Origin of the sequence: Pseudonocardia oceanicola, assembly GCF_047200735.1 — a bacterium.
GTDB lineage: Bacteria > Actinomycetota > Actinomycetes > Mycobacteriales > Pseudonocardiaceae > Pseudonocardia.
Genome location: NZ_JBJZON010000026.1, coordinates 56,954 through 74,803 on the forward strand (window position 1 = coordinate 56,954; position 17,850 = coordinate 74,803).

The 17,850-nt window shown below is 74.1% G+C and carries 23 protein-coding genes and 1 other annotated feature; of the genes, 13 read left to right on the top strand and 10 right to left on the bottom strand.

The window, feature by feature from the left end; all coding sequences use genetic code 11:
* The first annotated feature begins 108 nt into the window (after nt 1-108).
* The gene (locus ACL02T_RS28260) at nt 109-357 is read left to right on the top strand and encodes an ATP-binding cassette domain-containing protein (protein ID WP_412833829.1); all 249 of its coding nucleotides are present in this window, start codon (nt 109-111) and stop codon (nt 355-357) included.
* A 61-nt stretch (nt 358-418) separates the two neighbouring features.
* Here ACL02T_RS28260 and ACL02T_RS28265 read toward each other — a convergent pair whose 3' ends face one another.
* From ACL02T_RS28265 to ACL02T_RS28275, 3 genes are all read right to left on the bottom strand, one after another.
* A complete protein-coding gene (locus ACL02T_RS28265) occupies nt 419-829 on the bottom strand; it encodes an IS3 family transposase (RefSeq protein ID WP_412833830.1) in 411 nt (136 codons plus the stop codon).
* Nucleotides 792-922: a sequence feature (AL1L pseudoknot), on the bottom strand. It overlaps the preceding gene by 38 nt.
* Before the next feature lie 21 nt (nt 923-943).
* A complete protein-coding gene (locus ACL02T_RS28270) occupies nt 944-1,216 on the bottom strand; it encodes a hypothetical protein (protein ID WP_412833831.1) in 273 nt (90 codons plus the stop codon).
* A 240-nt stretch (nt 1,217-1,456) separates the two neighbouring features.
* On the bottom strand, nt 1,457-1,783 hold the full coding sequence (locus tag ACL02T_RS28275; protein ID WP_412833832.1) for a histone-like nucleoid-structuring protein Lsr2: 327 nt from the start codon (nt 1,781-1,783) through the stop codon (nt 1,457-1,459).
* A gap of 188 nt (nt 1,784-1,971) precedes the next feature.
* Between ACL02T_RS28275 and ACL02T_RS28280 the strand changes: the two genes are divergently transcribed.
* The 5 genes from ACL02T_RS28280 (at nt 1,972) to ACL02T_RS28300 (ending at nt 4,267) form a co-directional block, all read left to right on the top strand.
* Complete coding sequence (locus ACL02T_RS28280; protein WP_412833833.1) at nt 1,972-2,178, top strand: hypothetical protein; 207 nt, start codon at nt 1,972-1,974, stop codon at nt 2,176-2,178.
* Nucleotides 2,179-2,700, top strand: coding sequence for a type II toxin-antitoxin system VapC family toxin (locus ACL02T_RS28285; protein ID WP_412833834.1), 522 nt, complete (start codon nt 2,179-2,181; stop codon nt 2,698-2,700).
* 528 nt (nt 2,701-3,228) lie between these two features.
* Nucleotides 3,229-3,396 (top strand): hypothetical protein, encoded by a 168-nt coding sequence (locus tag ACL02T_RS28290; protein WP_412833835.1) that lies wholly within the window; start codon nt 3,229-3,231, stop codon nt 3,394-3,396.
* 30 nt (nt 3,397-3,426) lie between these two features.
* Nucleotides 3,427-3,675, top strand: coding sequence for a DUF6958 family protein (locus ACL02T_RS28295; protein ID WP_412833870.1), 249 nt, complete (start codon nt 3,427-3,429; stop codon nt 3,673-3,675).
* 49 nt (nt 3,676-3,724) lie between these two features.
* Complete coding sequence (locus ACL02T_RS28300; RefSeq protein ID WP_412833836.1) at nt 3,725-4,267, top strand: dihydrofolate reductase family protein; 543 nt, start codon at nt 3,725-3,727, stop codon at nt 4,265-4,267.
* Between the two features lie 124 nt (nt 4,268-4,391).
* Here ACL02T_RS28300 and ACL02T_RS28305 read toward each other — a convergent pair whose 3' ends face one another.
* Nucleotides 4,392-5,180, bottom strand: coding sequence for an OBAP family protein (locus tag ACL02T_RS28305; RefSeq protein WP_412833837.1), 789 nt, complete (start codon nt 5,178-5,180; stop codon nt 4,392-4,394).
* A gap of 107 nt (nt 5,181-5,287) precedes the next feature.
* Nucleotides 5,288-5,890 carry a chemotaxis protein CheB gene (locus ACL02T_RS28310; RefSeq protein ID WP_412833838.1) on the bottom strand — a complete coding sequence of 201 codons (603 nt, stop codon included), beginning with the start codon at nt 5,888-5,890 and terminating at the stop codon, nt 5,288-5,290.
* A gap of 124 nt (nt 5,891-6,014) precedes the next feature.
* Between ACL02T_RS28310 and ACL02T_RS28315 the strand changes: the two genes are divergently transcribed.
* Nucleotides 6,015-6,722: a Crp/Fnr family transcriptional regulator gene (locus ACL02T_RS28315; protein WP_412833839.1), complete on the top strand. Its 708-nt coding sequence runs from the start codon at nt 6,015-6,017 to the stop codon at nt 6,720-6,722.
* Nucleotides 6,723-6,885: 163 nt separating this feature from the next.
* Here ACL02T_RS28315 and ACL02T_RS28320 read toward each other — a convergent pair whose 3' ends face one another.
* Genes ACL02T_RS28320 through ACL02T_RS28330 form a run of 3 tightly spaced genes read right to left on the bottom strand, consistent with a single transcriptional unit; the run spans nt 6,886 to nt 9,470 of the window.
* The gene (locus ACL02T_RS28320; protein ID WP_412833840.1) at nt 6,886-7,914 is read right to left on the bottom strand and encodes an ABC transporter ATP-binding protein; all 1,029 of its coding nucleotides are present in this window, start codon (nt 7,912-7,914) and stop codon (nt 6,886-6,888) included.
* A complete protein-coding gene (locus ACL02T_RS28325) occupies nt 7,911-8,612 on the bottom strand; it encodes an ABC transporter permease (protein ID WP_412833841.1) in 702 nt (233 codons plus the stop codon). Before ACL02T_RS28325 ends, ACL02T_RS28320 begins: the two co-directional genes overlap by 4 nt.
* 3 nt (nt 8,613-8,615) lie before the next feature.
* Complete coding sequence (locus ACL02T_RS28330) at nt 8,616-9,470, bottom strand: ABC transporter substrate-binding protein (protein WP_412833842.1); 855 nt, start codon at nt 9,468-9,470, stop codon at nt 8,616-8,618.
* A gap of 66 nt (nt 9,471-9,536) precedes the next feature.
* Between ACL02T_RS28330 and ACL02T_RS28335 the strand changes: the two genes are divergently transcribed.
* Nucleotides 9,537-10,484: a GntR family transcriptional regulator gene (locus ACL02T_RS28335; RefSeq protein WP_412833843.1), complete on the top strand. Its 948-nt coding sequence runs from the start codon at nt 9,537-9,539 to the stop codon at nt 10,482-10,484.
* Nucleotides 10,485-11,118: 634 nt separating this feature from the next.
* On the opposite strand, the gene ACL02T_RS28340 is transcribed toward ACL02T_RS28335, so the two are convergent.
* A complete protein-coding gene (locus tag ACL02T_RS28340; RefSeq protein WP_412833844.1) occupies nt 11,119-12,321 on the bottom strand; it encodes an isochorismate synthase in 1,203 nt (400 codons plus the stop codon).
* Between the two features lie 79 nt (nt 12,322-12,400).
* Here ACL02T_RS28340 and ACL02T_RS28345 point away from each other — a divergent pair, with 79 nt between their 5' ends.
* Complete coding sequence (locus ACL02T_RS28345; protein ID WP_412833845.1) at nt 12,401-12,886, top strand: DUF3592 domain-containing protein; 486 nt, start codon at nt 12,401-12,403, stop codon at nt 12,884-12,886.
* Here the strand turns inward: ACL02T_RS28345 and ACL02T_RS28350 are convergent.
* Nucleotides 12,865-13,662: an inositol monophosphatase family protein gene (locus ACL02T_RS28350; RefSeq protein WP_412833846.1), complete on the bottom strand. Its 798-nt coding sequence runs from the start codon at nt 13,660-13,662 to the stop codon at nt 12,865-12,867. The two genes, ACL02T_RS28345 and ACL02T_RS28350, sit on opposite strands and share 22 nt — an antisense overlap.
* Before the next feature lie 155 nt (nt 13,663-13,817).
* On the opposite strand from ACL02T_RS28350, the gene ACL02T_RS28355 reads away from it, so the two are divergent.
* From ACL02T_RS28355 to ACL02T_RS28370, 4 genes are all read left to right on the top strand, one after another.
* Nucleotides 13,818-14,963, top strand: coding sequence for a glycosyltransferase family 4 protein (locus tag ACL02T_RS28355; RefSeq protein WP_412833847.1), 1,146 nt, complete (start codon nt 13,818-13,820; stop codon nt 14,961-14,963).
* A gap of 1 nt (nt 14,964) precedes the next feature.
* Entirely contained in the window at nt 14,965-16,062 is a 1,098-nt protein-coding gene (locus ACL02T_RS28360) for a glycosyltransferase (RefSeq protein WP_412833848.1), read from the top strand.
* A 119-nt stretch (nt 16,063-16,181) separates the two neighbouring features.
* On the top strand, nt 16,182-16,772 hold the full coding sequence (locus ACL02T_RS28365) for a hypothetical protein (protein WP_412833849.1): 591 nt from the start codon (nt 16,182-16,184) through the stop codon (nt 16,770-16,772).
* A gap of 352 nt (nt 16,773-17,124) precedes the next feature.
* Nucleotides 17,125-17,817 carry a demethylmenaquinone methyltransferase gene (locus ACL02T_RS28370; RefSeq protein WP_412833850.1) on the top strand — a complete coding sequence of 231 codons (693 nt, stop codon included), beginning with the start codon at nt 17,125-17,127 and terminating at the stop codon, nt 17,815-17,817.
* Nucleotides 17,818-17,850: the final 33 nt, after the last annotated feature.

Here is a 17,850-nt window from a genome sequence, read left to right on the forward strand (position 1 = left end):
CCGGCGTCGTCGTCATCGTGCGTTCCAGGAGGTCACCCGTGACACCGGCCGACCACACCCAGGGCCTGACCAAACGCTACCGGCGCAGGCCACCGGCACTCGACACGGTTGAACCTGACCGTCGAGTCCGGTCAGGTCTTCGGGTTCCACGGCCCGAACGGGGCGGGCAAGTCCACCACGATCCAGCTGCGCCTCGGCATGGCCAGGCCCAGGCCGGATCGGCGACGGTGCGCGGGGTCCCGAGCCGGGATGTCGCGCAGGCGCACTGGAACCTCGCCTATGTGCCCGCTGAGTCGCCCGGTGGCCGCGGCTGACCGGCCGCGAGACTCGACCCTACTGGGCGCCGTGTGGGCTTGAGGTGGATCTCCCGTACCGGGCCGAGCTCGTCGAGCGGTTCGCTCTGGACCTCGACAAGCCCTCACGGACGTACTCGTCGGGCGACCGGCAGAAGGTCGCGCTGGTCGCGGCGTTCGCGACCCGCGCCCCGCTCCTGGTCCGCCCAGGCCCGCTTGACCAGGCCAGGATGCCTGGCGGCGCGCTGGTCGCGGATCGTCGTGGCCGTGTGGTGCACCCCGCGGCGCACGCCCTGGATCCCTGCGACACGCATCAGCCGGCCCATTTGGTCACGGCCGATCCGCAGCCCTTCCCGCCGCGCCGCACGCCACATCTCCCGCACCCCGTACACGCACCTGTCGCACCGATAAATGTCGACGACCCGGTTCACCAGATCTGCTTCATCCAGCTGACGATCGGTCACCGGGCGGGCCGGCCCGCCAGCGGTAATACGTTTGCGGGGCGACCTGTACGCCGTGTTCGGACAACACGGCACAGATCGGATCGACCCCGAAACGGCTTCGATGTTCGTGAACGAACAGAAGTCTTACTTGAGTCGACGGTCCAGCTCCGCCTGCGCGAAAACGCCGAGGACGCAGTCTTGAGGATCTCATTCGCCCGCCGCAACTCGGCATTCTCGGCACGCAGCCGCCGTAGCTTCGGCCGCCGCGTCTTCGTCATTTGCGGCCGAGCCGGCCCCGGAACCGGAATCACGCTCCTCGGCTTCGAACCAGTTCCGGATCGTCGCCGGGTTGACGTCGAGCAGCTCGCCGACGTGCCGGCGGGCGGCCAGCTTCGACTCGCCGTGATCACGCAGACGGTCCAGGTAGAGGCGGACCGCGCGGGCACGGGTCTCCTCATCGAACTTCCGAGGTGCTCCCACAGCTCCAGTCTCTAGATCAGGAGCCTCTCCACCACCCAGGACGGTTCATCCCGACTGCTGGTGCTTGGTAGACCGGGGTTACCCGCGGGTTACCCGCGGCGCCGGCTCATGCGGCGTTTGTCCAGGTTCTCCCGTCCGGGTGCTGCTGTGGAGCGGTCCCCGGGGCACACGGACGGAAGGGGAAGCTTGTCGGCGACCTCAAGAGCATCGGGCAGGGGGCTTCTCTGCAGTGTCAGCCGCTCAGGCCAGGTGCTCGTAGCGGATGGCCACCTCGTCTGGGATGCGCCCGCGCGCAGCGATCTGCAGGCCCTGGCCGCGGGCCCACTCCCGAATCGCGCGGTTGCGCTCCTGGTTGGCGCTGCGTGCGGCGCGACGCGGCGACTTTCGTGCGGTCTTCTGTGGCCGCCCGGCAGTCACATAGGGAGCCAGCGTGGCCCGCAGGGCCTTGGACTTCGCGCCGGCCAGGTCGATCTCGTAGTGGCGGCCGTCGAGGCTGAAGCAGACCGTCTCGTCGGCCGGGCCGCCGTCGATGTCATCGATGAGAGTCGTCTGGAGCTGCCGTGCCATCTCTCCTCTTCCCGCCGGGGACCTCGGCTCCGGGTTGTACGACAGCTCGAGCCGGCGTCAACGGAGGCGCGCCGGAGCGGTGAGGTTCGCCACCACGCGGTAAGTGGGCCTCGACCTCGGCCTGCGTTCCCGTCGCCATGTCGTGCACAGGGAAAGGCGGACCTTCGAGCTGGCTAGACTCGCGGGGTATGAGCGCGGAGCAGGAACGCGAGGAGCTGGCTCGCCTGGTGCAGCAGCTGCCCGACGAGGAAGTTCCTGCGGCGCTCGAGCAGCTGCGCAGTCGGGTTGGTGCGGTGCGGGCATGGCCGCCCGCGTGGTTCGGGATCGAGCCCGGCGACGGCACCCGTGTCGGCGCCAACAGCGAGGACATCCTCGCTGAGGGGTTCGGCAAGTAGGTGCTGGTCTGCGACACCGGCCCCCTGGCCGCCGCTGGACTGTCCCGGGATCCTGACCATCATGCCTGCGTGGAGTTGTTCACCGCCATGCATCTGGCGGGCCGGCCGATGGTGCTGCCAGCTCCCGTGGTCGCCGAGGTCGGATATCTGCTGCACCGAAGGGGAAGCGCGCGGGCCGAGTCAGCCTTCCTGCGCTCTCTTGCCGCCGGAGACTTCCGAACCGTCGAGCTGACCGGCGAGGACTACGCGCGCATGGCAGATCTCGTCGACACCTACGCGGATCTCCCACTAGGTACCAGCGATGCGGCGGTGATCGCGCTCGCCGACCGGCTCCGCGTTGCTGAGGTTGCCACCCTGGACCACCGGCATTTCGGGTCGTTCGGCCCGGCATGTCGGGGCCCTCACGATTCTTCCCTGAGCTGGGCTCTTTTCTGCGCACGCCCACCGTCCCGACAGCCCAGGAACCCGACCCGAGCAGTGGAAACCGGCTCTTCCGGATTCGGAGCGCAGGTGAGGGCGTGATCGTCCCGGCGGCAGAGGTCGTGTCGCTGCGATCGTCCGTATCGTCGGGCTCGCGGTGTGCAGATCACCGTCGCGCCCCCTCGAGCAGGGCGAAGACCTCGACGAGGGCGTGCAGGGCCTGTGCTGGGAGGGCCTCGATCGCGGCTTGAGCCTCGGGGCGGACCTCGCTCGTGTAGATCACGGAAAGACGGTCAGTCCGAGATCCCGAGCTCGGCCTTGAGCCGGCTCCACGAGACCGTTCCCTCCGACTCGCGGCAGGCCGCCAGGACCGGGTCGTGACGATGCCGCGTCAGCTGCTGCCATGCTTCAATCGTCTCACTATTAGGGTGGAGGGTGACGGCCGCTCGCTCGGGTCAGCGATCGTATTCCGCGGCAGCTCGGGACGAGAGCAGGGCCGCCAGCGGCTTGGCCTCGTCACGGCCGAGCGCGTGGAGTACCGCCTGCGCAAAACCGCGCGGCCCCCGGGGACGTGACATCACCCCTGAGATCGACTTCCGGCTCGACGACCTCGACGGCTCCCGTACCCGCGTGCACCTGGACTTCCGCGCCACCGTCCCCCTCCCGCTCGGAGCCCGACAGCTCGCGGAGCTGGTCCTCGCGCGCCGCGTCCGTCGACTCCACGTCAAGGACCTCCGGCAGCTCAAGAAGGGCCTCCGGCAGCTCAAGGCCCACGTCGAGAAGACCCCCGCGCTGTGAACCGCGGCCCTCACTGCGGAACGCAGCCATATCCTCGACATGCTCGACGGCTACGCCGATCCCGACGGCACTCTCGCCCTGCGGACCATCGTCGACGCCGCCCAAGACCGCTACGCGACCCACGCCCTGTTCCCCCGCGGCCGCGTCCGCAACTACTGCACCTACACGAAGGTCGACCTCGAAGCCCGTTGCGAGATCGAACGCGTACCCGGCAGCAGCCCCCAACGTCCGACGAACCAACTCCGAACCGGCATGGGGCACCGACCGGAACCTGCCTGATCACGCTCCGCCGCCGATGAGTTCGTGACTTGCGACAAGTCGTACCGGCATGAGCGATACGGACGCCGCCCCGGGCAAGGTCGTGGTGAACAGGGCGATGTCGCTGGACGGCTTCATCGCCGGCCCCGACAACGCGATGGACTGGGTCATCGAGCACGGGGTCGAGTACTCGTTTCCCGAGGTCGTGCAGGCCACCGGTGCCATGCTCGCCGGCCGGGTCACCTATGAGGTCGGCAAGCGGATGTCCGGCGGGGACACCGACTACGACGGGGGGCCGCTGTTCGTCCTGACGCACCGGCCGCCGGACGAGCCGGAGCACGGGGTCACCTTCCTCACCTGCGACCTCGCGGAGGCCGTCGCCACGGCGCGCGGCGCCGCGGGCGGGAAGAACCTGGAGATCCTCGGTGCCGACCTGGCCGGTCAGTGCCTGCAGCGAGGGTTCGTCGACGAGGTCCTGGTGTATGTCCTGCCGGTGCTGCTCGGCGACGGCGTGCGCTTCTCGACCTCGGGCCTCGGCCGGATCAACCTGGAACCGCTCAGCAACACGCAGTCAGGACCTGTGACAATGCTCCGCTTCCGAGTGCGGAAGTAGGCGCTTCCACCGGGTGCACGCCGACCTCAGGCACCGGACCCGACCCAGGCCCGGGAGCTCGTCGTCGGCACGTGGTGCACGGTCGTTCAGAGCTCTCCCGTCCGCCCTCCCACGGCAGACCCTCTCAGCGCCGGAAGTCCACCTCCGCCAGGCGGGTCTGCACGGTCCGGCCGCTCTCCCAGGGGTTCGCGCCCGGCAGCACCGTCGGCTCCGGGATGTCGGCCCGGTGCTGCCGCTTGTGCGACGCCGAGACGCCGAGCCTGCGGTCCCGGTCGTGGATCTGCGCCTCGTCGGCCTGCCCGTCCCCGGTGAAGGCCATCATCAGCTGCGGGATCCCGTACGGGAAGTCGTCCCGGTCGTACTGCCAGGTGTGGAAGGTCTTGCCGTACGTCGTCACGAGATCCTCGAAATAGGCGTGCTCCGCCAGATCGGGGATACCCGGGGCGACCAGGACGCCGGACTTCACCTCGTAGTGGTGGCTGTGCCAGAGCCGCTTCTCGTCGTCGGGGAGGCCGCGGAAACGCTCCTCGCTGATGATGTACTCGATGCCGATCAGCCGTGCGTCGGGTTCGTTGCGGTCGAAGATCACGCACTGGTGCAGGTCGTGCTGCAGGTGGATGCAGAAGTGCGACGCCTCGACCTGCCGTCCCATGTCGTCGGCGTACATGTGGAAGCCGTTGAGGTAGGTGCTCATGGCGGCCAGCGGGTACTTCGGCTGCATCGCGCCGGCGGCCACGTCGAGGACGCGGTGCGTGAGGGGGTGTCCCTTGCCGATCCTGACGGTCGTCGCCGCCTTGCGGCCGATCGTCAGGCCCACCGCGGCCGCCACCCCTGCGGCGACCCCGGCGCCGACGGACCCGCCCCGGCCTCCGCCGGACCGGGACGAGCGGGACTTGTCGCGTCGAGACAGCATGCGCACCGAGGTACCCGGATACCGGCGTCCGAACCTCGTCTCCGGTGCGCCCGTGGCGGGTAGCAGCGTCCTGCCCGGCCAGCCCTGTCGGCCGGCCGTCCGTCTGCTCAGGCGGGGAGCCGGGCCCAGGGCGCGGTGGGCACGGAGAGCAGTTCGGCCCCGCCCGGCGCCATGGTCAGGGCGACGAGGGCGGGAGCGATCCGCTCGACCGGCAGCACGAAGTCGACACATCCGGTGCCGATCGCCTGGGAGGGCATGCCGGGGGCTCGGGCGGTCGCGGGATCCTGGACGAGGACCCGGCCGCCGTACCGCTTGACCATCCGCACCCCGGCGGCACCGTCGTCGAGCATGCCGGTGAGCACGATCCCGATGAGCCCGCCGCGGAAGGCCCGGGCGGCGCTCGTCATCAGGGCGTCCCCGCCGCGGGGCGTCGGGTCCTCGACCAGGCCCAGCCGGCCGGCCTCGTCGAACACACCGTGGTAGCCGCCGGGTACGACCGTGATCCCGGCCTCGGGCGGAGCCGGCGGACCCGGCACGGCGGTGCGGACCGGCAGGGCCGACTCCCGGCGCAGCAGCGTGGCCAGCCGGTCTTCGTCGGGGGAGCGGCGGCCGTGCTGCACCACGACCACCGGAGCCGGGAAGTCGCCGGGGAGTCCCCTCAGCAGCACCGTCAGTGCACCCAGGCCGCCGAGTGACGCGGCTGCCGTCACGGCGTCGAACCGTCGCGAGGTCCTCCGTCCGGTGGCCGACACAGCGGCAACGGTACGCGGAACGTGCGGCGGCCGACATACAGCGGCCGGAGGCGGGTACCCGGCGCGCCCCGGGAGGTGCGCCATGTCCGACGAACTGGGCGGCAACACACTGTTGGCCAGGCTGCCCGCCACCGAGCTGGAGGTCCTGCGTCCCCGACTGGAGGTGGTCGACGTGCGGGTGCGCGACGTGGTCCACCGGCCCCGCCGCCCGATCGAGCACGTCTACTTCCCCTTCTCCGCGGTCTTCTCGATGGTCGCGTCGACCCCGGAGGATCAGGTGGGCGTCGAGGTCGGCACGATCGGGCACGAGGGCCTCGTCGGGCTGCCGCTGTTCCTGGGTTCGCCGGTGAGCCCGCACGCCGCCTTCTGCCAGATCGCCGGACGGGCCGCCCGGCTCCCCGCCGCGGACCTGCACGACTTCCTCCGCCAGGACGGTCGCCTGCACCGCCTGCTGCACCGCTTCACCCAGACGACCATGGTCCAGCTCGCGCAGAGCGTCGCGTGCAACCGCGCCCACACCACGGAACAACGCGCGTCGCGCTGGCTGCTCACCACCGGCGACCGGGTGCGCAGCGACCGGTTCGTGCTCACCCAGGACTTCCTCGGCCAGATGCTGGGGGTCCGTCGCTCCACCGTCTCCGAGGTCGCCGGCAGGCTCGCGGCCGACGGTCTGATCGAGTACAGCCGGGGGAACGTGCACCTCCGCGACCGGCCACGCCTCGCGGAGATCGCCTGCCCCTGCTACGGCATCGTCAAGGCCGAGTTCGACGCCCTCGCCACCGAGATCTGAGGATCCTTGCCGGGCCGTCCCGTCCGGGCCGATGGCCTGCCCCGCCAACGGCGAGATCAGCCCTCGTGGAGCCGGACGGTCGGAATCAGCCGGCACGGTCCACACCGGAGGACCACCGGTCGGCCTCGCGCGGCGGGTCGGCGGCGAGCCCGTCCTCAGGTCGTCACGGCCGGACGGCGGGGTCGCACCGGACGGCCGTCCCGTTCCCGCGGTCCAGGAGGGGCTTCGCCCGCCCGACCGCGACGACGACGGGGCCACCGATCGGCGGGACGTCCGGCGGGTCGTCGGGCGCGAGGCACACGAGGGAGCCCGCGGCGGTGTCGACGTCGAGCCGGGTGGTGGGGCCGAGGCGGACGGCGCGGCGCAGGATGCCGGCGACGCGGACGACGTCGTCGGCGTCGGGGGCACCCCCCACCCGGCAGTGTTCGGGCCTGGCGGCGAGGGTCTGCGGCCGGCCGGTGAGGGACGGTGGGAGCAGGTTGGTGAAGCCGAGCAGGCGGGCGGTGTCCTCGTCCTGCGGTTCGTCGAGGACTCGGTCGGTGGGACCGTGCCGGCGCACGTGCCCGGCGACGAGCAGGGCGGTCTCCTCGGCCAGGGCGCGGGCCTCGTCGCGGTCGTGGGTGACGAGGACCGTCGCGGCGCCGTGGTGGTCGAGGGCGGCCCGCAGGTCGGCGAGCAGGTCGGCCCTGGTGGCGGCGTCGAGGCCGGTGAAGGGCTCGTCGAGCAGCAGGACGCGCGGGCCGACGGCGAGCGCGCGGGCGATGCTGACCCGCTGGGCCTCCCCGCCGGACAGGGTGCGGACGTCGCGGGTCGCGAGCTGATCGATGCCCAGGGCCTCGAGCCAGGGCCCGGTGCGGGTGCGGGCTCCACGCCGGTCGACGCCGCGGAAGCGCAGTCCGCTCGCGACGTTGGTGGCTACCGTCCCGCGGCGCAGGATCGGGCGTTGCAGCACGGCCGCGACGGCGCGGCGCATCGACGCGGGGGTGGCCGGTCGGCCGTCGAGCAGGATCTCGCCGGTCGTGCGGTGGTCGCCCAGCAGGCCGAGCGCGCGCAGCAGCGTGGACTTGCCGGCACCGTTGGGCCCGAGCACGGCGAGGGTGCGGCCGGCGGGCACGTGCAGGGCGGTGACGTGCACGAGTTCCCGTCCGGCCGCGTGCACGCGCAGGTCGCGGCAGCTGATCCCGCTGGTCACCGCGTTCGGGCCCGGCGCTGCTGGACGAGGGTCAGCACGAGGTTCACCACGAAGGCGATCGCGAGCAGGATCAGTCCGAAGGCGATGGCGAGGGCGAACTGGCCGCGGCTGGTGGCCAGCACGGCGGCCGTGGTGAGCACGCGGGTCTCGCCCGCGAGGTTGCCCCCGACCATCAGCGCGGCCCCGACCTCGCTGACCACGGCGCCGAACGCCGCCATGGTCGCGGCGAGCAGTGGCAGCCGCGCCTCGGACAGCAGGGCCAGCAGCGCCTGCGGCCGGCTCGCGCCGAGGCCCAGCATCTGGACCCGGAAGTCGGGGTCGACCTGCTGCACCGCGACCGCCACCAGGGCGACGACGACGGGCGTCGCGATCCCCGCCTGGGCGACGACCATCGCCGTGGGTGTGTAGAGCAGCCCCAGCCCGCCCAGGGGACCGCTGCGCCAGAGCAGGACCGTGACGAACAGGCCCACGACCACCGGCGGCAGGCCCATCCCGGTGTTCGCGCCGGCCAGCAGGACGCGACGGCCCGGGAACCGGCCGAGGGCGACGGTCACCCCGATCGGCAGCCCGACCAGCAGGGCCAGGGCGGTGGCGGTCAGCGACACGCGCAGGGTCAGCGCGGTGATCGCCCAGGTGTCCGCGTCGCCGGTGACCAGCAGCCGCACCGCCTCGCCGAGTCCGTCGAGCAGGACGTCCATGCCTCAGCCGCCCGGCGTCGCCTCGGCCTTGCCGGCGTCCGGGGTGAACAACGGTTGGCCGAACTCGGCCCGGCCGAACCGGCCGATCGCCTCCTGCGCGGCCGGCGAGACGATCCAGTCGGCGAAGGCCGTCGCGCCGTCGGGCCGTACCCGGTCGCCGGCCCGCCGGGTCATCTCGATGACGTGGTAGACGTTGAGCAGCCCGGGGTCGCCCTCGCCGAGCACCTCCAGCGACAGCGTGTCGCGCTGGGCGAGGTAGGTGGCCCGGTCGGACAGGGTGTAGGCAGCCTTCTCCCCGGCGACGCGCAGCGTGGCGCCCATGCCCTGACCGGTGGCCTGGTACCAGGAGCCGCCGGGCGTGATGCCGGCGTCGGCCCAGAGGGCCTTCTCCCGGGCGTGGGTCCCGGAGTCGTCGCCCCGGGAGACGAACACGGCCCGGGTGCCGGCGATCCGGCGCATCGCCTCGGCGCTGTCGGTGCCGCGGATGCCGGCGGGGTCGGCGGACGGGCCGACGAGCACGAAGTCGTTGTGCATCACCAGCCGGCGCGGGCCCGCCGCCCCCTCGGCGACGAACTCCTCCTCCGCGGCCGGGGAGTGGACCAGCAGCACGTCGGCCTCGCCACGGCGGCCCAGCTCCAGGGCCTGCCCGCTGCCCACGGCCAGGGTCTTGACCTGCCAGCCGGTGGCCCGGGTGAACTCGGGCAGCAGCTCGTCGAGCAGGCCGGAGTCCTGGGTGCTGGTGGTGGTGGCGAGGATCAGCGATCTCTCCGCCGACGGCCCGGCCGGCGGGGCCGAACCGCACCCGGCGAGCAGCACGGCCCCCACGAGAGCGACGACGAGGACGACGGCACGGCGCATCGTCGACTCCTTCTGCCGGTTGACTCCTTCTGCCCTGTGTCAGATCCGAACATAGGGTGCTGGAGCGTGACCCGGTACCGCGAGATCTGCGCCGACATCGCGCGGCGTGTCAGTGTCGGCGAGCTGCCGCCCGGGGCCGAGCTGCCGGCGGTGCGGGATCTCGCCGGGACCTGGGGAACCACGGCCTCGACGGCCAGCCACGCCCAGCGCTGCCTGGCCGAGGCCGGGGTGATCGTGCTGGCCGCCCGCCGCCGGGCCCGGGTGGCCGCCGACGGTGAGCTGGCCGCCCGCCGGTTCCTGCACGGCGAGCGGGTGTTCACCCTCGCCGGGAGTGACGATCCCGCCCTCGACGTCGTCGCCCGCCAGCTTGGCGACCGGCTGGTCCGGGTCGCCGGGGACGGCAGCTTCGCCGGGCTGCGGGCGGTGCGGCAGGGGCGCGCCGACGGCGCGGCGATCCACCTGCTGCACCACACGGGCAGCTACAACGCGCCCTTCGCCCGCGGCCTGCTCCGGGGCCTGGACCCGCACCTGATCCACCTGTGGCGCCGCGAGCAGGGGCTGATCGTGCCGCCGGGCAACCCGGCCGGGATCGGGGGAGTCGCCGATCTCGTGGCCCGTCGCGTGGTCACCCGGCGCCCCGGCACCGGCACCCGGGTGCTGCTCGACCGCCTGCTGCTCGCGGCCGACCACGACCCGGACGAGCTGCGCGGCCCGGAGGTCGGCTCCCACCTCGACGTCGCGCTGGCCGTCGCCACCGGCTCCGTCGACGTCGGGCTCGGGGTCCGCTCCGCTGCCGCCGACCTGGACCTGGACTTCATCCCGCTCGCCTGGGAGGAGTACGAGATCGTGCTCGGCGGCGCAGCGCTGGATGCGGCCGCCCCGCTCGTGGGGGCGCTGCGGACACCGGCGCTGCGCTCGGCGGTCACCGATCTCGGCGGCTACGACACCACCGCGTCCGGCGAGGTCACCGCCCTGTCTGAAGCGGCTGGTGAGGCGTGCCCCGTCTGGGGCTAGTGGCGTGTCGCCGCTGACATTCGGCTGGGATGCGGTAGATCGGTTGCGGCAGCCTTCCTCCCTCTGCCGTGAGGACGTGTCGTGTCGAAGTCGACGTTGCCGTCGGTGGTGCGTCGACGTTGCCGTCGGTGGTGCTGAGCGCCGGTGAGCGTGAGTGGCTGACCAGGGGTCGCTGCGGTTGCTGGAGAGACACCTCGCGTTGGTCGAGGACATCCCGGACGTGGACCACTCGACCGTCGGAAGGGTGTGACAAAGACGGCGCTTCGTCCTCATCTGAAGAAGTGCTGGACCGTCCCACTGAAGGCAAACGGCGAGTTCGTCGCGCGGATGGAAGACGTCCTCGCGGTCTACGCCCGCCTCTACGACTGGCATTGCACCGCCAGCGACGCCCGCACCACACTCCGACACCTCTATCCCGAACTTCAGAGGCGACGGACTACTCCTAGGGGGCGGTGTCGGGAGCGGTGATCTTGCGCCGGTGGGCCGGCTCCCGCTGCACGTGATCGGCGTTCGGGACCCGTCGCGGCCGCTGGCGGCCGGGAAGGGTCCGACGTGGTGATCTGCACTGGGAGGAGGGGTGCGGACGCACGCGCGCAGCTCGTACCGGAGCACGCGACGGAGCCGTAGGCCCCGGTCAGCCCTCCAACGCCTCCCGCACCGCGAGGAGCTTGGCGGCGGCCTCGCGGACCTCGGTGTCGGGATCGGAGTCGGCGACGATGCCGCAGCCCGCGTAGAGGCGGGCCACGGGGCCGTCGAGCTGGGCGCAGCGCAGCGCGACGCCGAGCTCGCCGCCGTCGTCCGCGCCGACCCAGCCGACGGGGCCGGCGTAACGGCCGCGGTCCATGCCCTCCAGTGCGGCGATGAGCGCGACGGCCTCCTCGCGCGGGGTGCCGCCGACGGCCGCGGTCGGGTGGACGGCGCCGGCGATGCGCAAGAGGGAGGCGTCGCCGCGGACCCGCCCGCGGACGTCGCTGGCCAGGTGCGAGACGTTGTGGAGGGTGAGCACCGCGGGTTCCGGCGGCACCTCCAGCGAGCGGCAGAAGGGGCGCAGCCGCTCGGCGAGCGAGTCGACGGCGTACGCGTGCTCCACCCGGTTCTTCTCCGAGGTCAGCGAGCCCTCGCCCGCCCACACGGTGCCGGCCAGCACCCGGGACTCGACGACCGGGCCGCGCTTGCGCAGCAGGAGCTCCGGGGTGGCTCCCACCAGCCCGTCGACGGCGAACGCCCAGCAGGTCGGGTAGCGCTCGGCGAGCCCGCGCAGCAGGTGCCGGGGGTCGTGCGGCTCCTCGTCGACGGCGAGCAGGTCGTGCGCGAGGGCGGCCTTGCCCAGCTCGCCCGCGCGCATCCGCCGGACGGCCTCGGCGACGGCGGCGCGGTAGCCCGCGACGGGCAGGTCGCCGTCGGCGTAGCGCAGCCGCCCGCTGGGCCGCACCGGCTCGGCCGCGGTGATCGCCTGCGGGTCGCCGAACTCGGTCACCCACGCGCGCCCACCGCGCATGCCCACGACGACCCGCGGCACCACGAGCGTGGAACCGGGTGAGCGGTCGGCGAAGGTCAGCGAGGCGAAGGCGACGGCACCGGTCCCGGGCAGGCCCACCTCGTCGGCCACGTCGATCTCGCCGAGCAGCCCGCGCCACCACGCGTCGGCCTCGGCGAAGCGCCCCGCGCCGCTGCCGGTGAAGCGCGCGACCTCGCCCCAGCCGACCAGTCCCTCGCCCTCGCGCACCCAGGACAGGACCCCCCGGGCCTCGGGCAGCAACGACAGCAGACCGCCGGCGGGCGGGTCCACCTCACGGGTCCGGACCTCCAGACCGGTGGGCAGCGCAGCGGTCGTCACGCCGTCGAGCGTAGGCATCGCGGCCGGTGGGCGCCCGTCCCCGCCGGGGAGGCCGTGACCACACTCCTAGACTCGCCCTATGGCCGGAGGCGTGGCGGGCGAGGTGTTCGTCGAGTTCGGGCGCACCGCCCGGGCGGTGGGCCGCACCGTGTGGCGGCGGCTGCCGGGCGTCCTCGTCGGGTTCGCCGTGCTGGCCACGTTCCTCTCCGTCGTCGGGTTCGTCGGCGCCGTGGTCGACGACGTCGCCATCAGCCGCAACCGGGCCACGGCCACCGCGGAGGTGCTGGAGGGGTCGACCTTCGCCCGCACCCTCGTCCGGTTCCCGGTGCCCGACGGCCAGCTGCTCGTCCCCGAGCGCGGCGTCTACCACCCGCGCGGCCTGGAGCCCGGCACGACCGTGCGGGTCGAGTACGACCGCACCGAACCCGACCTGGTCCGCGTGGCCGGGCGCACCGCGCTGTCCGGTCTGCCGCTGACGATCGGGTTCGTCGCCCTCGCGTGGGCGCTGTTCGGCGGGGCGGCGGCGCTCGTCCGGCGGGGGCGTCAGGCGGCCCACCACGAGTAGACCTGGTCGACGACGGGGGGGACCGCCACCAGCAGCCCGCCGCTCGGCATCGGGTCCGGCCGCCCCGCCCGGTCCACGACCACGGCCCCGGCCTCCAGTGCCAGGCAGAGCGCGCCGGCGACGTCCCACTCGTGGTAGTCGTCGATCACGGCGGCCACCGCCCGGCCCAGCGCGACCTGCGTGATCGCCAGCGCGGTCGAGCCCAGCACCCGTACCCCCGTGTGGTGCGCGACCGCCCGTTCGGTGAAGCCCGGTGAGGGCGACTCGGCGCACACCAGCGCGCCGACGGCGGTGGCACGGGTCGCCGCCCGCACCGGCGTGCCGTTGGCCCGCACGCCGCGGCCGCGCGCCGCCGCGTACATCTGGGCGCGGCTCGGGTCGGCCACGACCCCGACGACCGGCCCGTCGCCGTCGACCAGCCCGAGGCTGTAGGCGCACCAGGGGAAACCGGCGACGTAGTTGGCCGTCCCGTCCACCGGGTCGACGATCCATCGGTAGACCGAGCGGGCCGCGGTCGCGTCGGCGCCGTACTCCTCGCCGATCACGGGGATGCCGGGGAACTCGGCGGCCAGGACGCGGCGGGTGTGCCGCTCGAGGGTGCGGTCGGTGTCGGTGACCCAGTCGAAGGGGTCCGCCTTGGCCTCGGACCCCGGCGCGCGGCCGGCGGTCGCGGCGATCACCTCCGCGGCGTCGTTGGCGAGCCGGCCCGCGACCTCGAGGGCGCGGGAGAGCAGCCCGGGATCCACCGGGGGCGGGGTGGGGGTGAGGACGGTCATGTCGCCGAGGGTGCGCGACCGGGGTATCCCCACGGCGTCCCGCCGGTGACGGCCCGGGGTGGGCCCGCGTGAACTCTCGAGCTGTTGTCCGGACGTTCCCCCGCAGGCCACGTGGCCGACGGCCCACGGCGCGGCACGCACGCGACGGTTCCGCCGTGCGTGTCGCGATCGTGTCCGAGTGTTTCCTCCCCGTGGTCAACGGCGTCACGAACTCGGTGCTGCGGGTGCTCGAGCACCTGCGCGGCGCCGGGCACGACGTCCTCGTGGTCGCACCGGGCACCGACGAGCCGGACTCCCACGACGGCGTCCCCGTGGTGCGGGTGCCGGCCCTGGAGCTGCCCGTCGTGTCCTCGATGCCCGTCGGGGTGCCGAGCCGGCGGATCGTCAAGGCCCTGCGCGCCTTCCGGCCCGACGTCGTGCACCTGGCCGCGCCGTTCGTCGTCGGCGCCCGCGGGTTGTGGGCCGCTCGCCGGCTCGGGATCCCGACGGTCGCGGTCTACCAGACCGACGTCGCCGGCTTCGCCTCGTCCTACGGGCTCGGGCTGACCGCCCGCGCCGCCTGGCGGTGGACCTGCCGGCTGCACGCGCAGGCCGACCGGACGCTGGCGCCGTCGAGCTGGGCGACCGAGGCCCTGCGCGAGCGCGGGGTGCCGCGGGTGCACCAGTGGGCCCGAGGCGTGGACACCCGGCGGTTCGCCCCGGCCCGGCGCTCGGCGGAGCTGCGGCGGTGGCTGGCGCCGGACGGCGAGCTGCTGGTCGGCTACGTCGGCCGGCTCGCCCCGGAGAAGCAGGTGGAGCGGCTGGCGGCGCTCGGCGGGATGCCGGGGACGCGGCTCGTCGTGATCGGGGCCGGACCGAGCGAGGAGCGGTTGCGGGCGGCGCTGCCGGGTGCGGCGTTCCTCGGCTTCCGGGGCGGCGACGAGCTGGCCTCCCTCTACGCCTCGCTCGACGTCTTCGTCCACACCGGCCCCGCCGAGACCTTCTGCCAGGCCGTCCAGGAGGCGCTGGCCTCCGGGCTCCCGGTCGTCGCGCCCGACGCCGGCGGCCCACGCGACCTGGTGCTGCCCGGCCGGACCGGCTACCTCGTCCCGCCCCTGCCCGACGACGACGCGGGCCGCCCCGCCGCCGACGCCGCCCTCCGCGCCGCGGTGGACCGGCTCAGCGACCCGGGCCTGCGAGCCGGGTTCGGCGCGGCGGCCCGCCGGTCGGTGCTGCGCCGGACCTGGTCGACGGTGTGCGACGAGCTGGTGGGCCACTACCGCGAGGTCGCGGCCACGGACCTGCAGCGGGAGGTCGCCTGAGGTGCGCATCGTCCAGCTCGCCAACTTCTACGGGCCTCGCTCGGGCGGCCTGCGCACCGCGCTCGACGCCCTCGGCACCGGCTACGCCGCCCGCGGTCACGAGGTCGTGCTGGTCGTGCCCGGCCCGCGTGCCGAGGACCGGCGCCTGCCCGGCGGCACCCGCCGGATCACGGTCCCGGCGCCGCGGATCCCCGCCACCGGCGGCTACCGGGCCGTCGACCCGTGGCGGGTGCAGCGGCTGCTCGAGCGGCTGCGGCCCGACGCCCTCGAGGTCTCCGACCGGCTCACCCTGCGCGGGCTCGGGGCCTGGGCCGCCCGCCGCGGGATCCCGAGCGTGGTGATCTCGCACGAACGGCTCGACCGGCTGCTGCACCAGTTCCTGCTGCCCGAGGGCGCCGCGCGGCGGGTCGCCGACGTGGCCAACGCCCGGATGGCCGCGGCCTACGACACGGTCGTCTGCACCACCGGGTTCGCGCGCGCGGAGTTCGATCGGATCGGCGCCCGCAACGTCCGGCAGGTCCCGCTCGGCGTGGACCTCGCGACCTTCTCCCCGCTGCGGCACGACCCGGCGCTGCGGGCCCGGCTGGGCGCCGGCGCCGACGTCCTGCTCGTCCACTGCGGACGGCTCTCGCCGGAGAAGCACCCGGAACGCAGCGTGGACACGGTGTCCGCGCTGTGCGCCGCCGGGCAGCGGGTCCGGTTGGTCGTCGCGGGGGACGGGCCGCGCCGCTCCGCGCTGGAGCGGCGGGCGGCCGGGCTGCCGGTCTCCTTCCTCGGGTTCGTGCCGGACCGGGCGCGGCTGGCGACCCTGCTGGCGTCGGCCGACGTCTCGCTGGCCCCCGGTCCGCACGAGACCTTCGGCCTCTCCGCGTTGGAGTCGCTGGCCAGCGGCACCCCGGTGGTGGTGTCGCGGTCCTCCGCGCTGCCCGAGATCGTCGGCAACCCCGGGGCGGAGGACTCCCCGGAGGACTTCGCCCGCGGCGTCACGACCCTGTTGGCCGCCGACGAACCCACCCGCCGCGCCGCCGCCCGCGCGCGGGCCGAGGAGTACAGCTGGCCGGCCTCGGTGGACGGTCTGCTGTCGCTGCTCACGGTGTGAGGGCGCGCCGGCGACCGCCGGGGACGTTCGACCGACGGAGCGGTCGCCGAGATGCGGAGATCGGCCGCTCCGTAGTGTCACGGATGTGCGGCTCCACCCGTCCGGGTGAGGCTGGCGGCATGAGCGAGGGAATGCCGGGCCGGACCGTGGTGGTCGAGCCCATCGGCGAGTACGCGACGATCGACACCGCCTTGGCCCGCGACGCCGTCGCCGGCCTCCTCGACGCCGACCCGGAGGTCCGGCGGCGGGTGGCGGAGCTGGTGCAGCTCGAGCCCGAGCGGGCCGCCCCGCCCGTGCTGTACGCGCTGTCCGAGGTGCTGCTCGACCGGGGCCGCCCCGCCGATGCCGCCTTCTGGTTCACCGCGGGCCAGGTCCGCGCCCGCTTCGACGCCCGCCGCTGCACGGACCCCACCGCCGCGGCGGCCGTCGACGCGTTGAACGAGCGGTTCGGCGGGCCCGTCCACCGCGTCGCCTGCACCGACCCGGAGCGGCTGCGGCGGACGGTGATCCGTGCCGTGGCGTGGGACCGGCGCACTCCGCACGACTACGACCACCGCTGGATCGCGCTGCACGGGATGCGGGCCCACCTCGGTGCGGACGGCCCGCTCTCGGTGCCCGCGAAGGACTGGGACGCCCTCGCCGCCCGCACCCGCGCCGAGTACCTCACCGCCCTCCGCACCGCCCTTCGCACCGCCGTCCACCGGCGCTGACGCGAGTCCCGCCTCGGCCCCCGACCGCTCCCGACCCGCAGCCCCGACTCTCCCGACTCGCGGGCGGCACGGAAAGCCCCGCACCGCGGGTGGGGAGTTCCTGCGCCGCGAGTCGGGAGGTCTGGTGGCGCGGGTCGGGAGTTCCTGCGCCGCTGGTCGGGAGGTCCGGTGGCGAGAGTCGGGAGGTCCGGCACCGCGAGTCGGGAGGTCCGGCACCGTGGGTCCGGAGTTCCGCTCCCTGAGTGGCGAGTTCCGACGCCGCGGGTCGGGGTGTGGGTGCACCGGTGTCGGGCTCCGGCCGCCCTGCGGCCCGTCGGCGGGGCGGCGGGGTGGGGCCGTAGGGTTCCGGACCGTGGGCAGGGCCGAGCTCGACAAGGACCCGCACGACGTCGCGGCGATGTTCGACGGCGTCGCGCGGCGTTACGACCTCACCAACACCGTCCTCACCGTCGGGCAGGACCGGCGCTGGCGGCGGCTGACCCGGGAGGCGCTGGAGCTGCGGCCGGGGCAGCGGGTGCTCGACCTCGCGGCCGGCACCGCCGTCTCCACGGCGGAGCTGGCGCGGTCCGGCGCCTGGGTGGTCGCGGCCGACTTCTCCCTCGGGATGCTCCGGGCCGGTGCGCAGCGCGTGGTGCCCAAGGTCGCCGCCGACGCCCTGCACCTGCCCTTCGCCGACGGCGCGTTCGACGCCGTCACGATCAGCTTCGGCCTGCGCAACGTCGCCGACACCGCCCGCGCCCTCGCCGAGCTGGCGCGGGTCACCCGGCCGGGCGGGCGGCTCGTGGTGTGCGAGTTCGGCACCCCGACCTGGGCGCCGTACCGGATCGCCTACCGGGAGGTCGTCCTGCGCCGGGTGCTTCCCGCGATCGCGCGGCGGGTCGCGTCGAACCCGGAGGCCTACACCTACCTGAGCGACTCGATCCTCGACTGGCACGAACAGCCCCGGCTGGCCGAGATCATCGCGGGAGCAGGCTGGTCACGGGTGGCGTGGCGCGATCTCGCCGGCGGCGCCGTCGCGCTCCACCGCGCCGCCAAGCCCGTCTGAGAACGACGGCGGACGGCCTGGGCCCGACGCGGG

Bases quoted from the DNA above. Each gene is read 5' to 3' on its own strand.
- ACL02T_RS28275 (WP_412833832.1), bottom strand. From the start codon at position 1,783: ATGGCACGGCAGCTCCAGACGACTCTCATCGATGACATCGACGGCGGC.
- ACL02T_RS28280 (WP_412833833.1), top strand. From the start codon at position 1,972: ATGAGCGCGGAGCAGGAACGCGAGGAGCTGGCTCGCCTGGTGCAGCAG.
- ACL02T_RS28300 (WP_412833836.1), top strand. From the start codon at position 3,725: ATGAGCGATACGGACGCCGCCCCGGGCAAGGTCGTGGTGAACAGGGCG.
- ACL02T_RS28305 (WP_412833837.1), bottom strand. From the start codon at position 5,180: ATGCTGTCTCGACGCGACAAGTCCCGCTCGTCCCGGTCCGGCGGAGGC.
- ACL02T_RS28315 (WP_412833839.1), top strand. From the start codon at position 6,015: ATGTCCGACGAACTGGGCGGCAACACACTGTTGGCCAGGCTGCCCGCC.
- ACL02T_RS28325 (WP_412833841.1), bottom strand. From the start codon at position 8,612: ATGGACGTCCTGCTCGACGGACTCGGCGAGGCGGTGCGGCTGCTGGTC.
- ACL02T_RS28330 (WP_412833842.1), bottom strand. From the start codon at position 9,470: ATGCGCCGTGCCGTCGTCCTCGTCGTCGCTCTCGTGGGGGCCGTGCTG.
- ACL02T_RS28345 (WP_412833845.1), top strand. From the start codon at position 12,401: ATGGCCGGAGGCGTGGCGGGCGAGGTGTTCGTCGAGTTCGGGCGCACC.
- ACL02T_RS28350 (WP_412833846.1), bottom strand. From the start codon at position 13,662: ATGACCGTCCTCACCCCCACCCCGCCCCCGGTGGATCCCGGGCTGCTC.
- ACL02T_RS28365 (WP_412833849.1), top strand. From the start codon at position 16,182: ATGAGCGAGGGAATGCCGGGCCGGACCGTGGTGGTCGAGCCCATCGGC.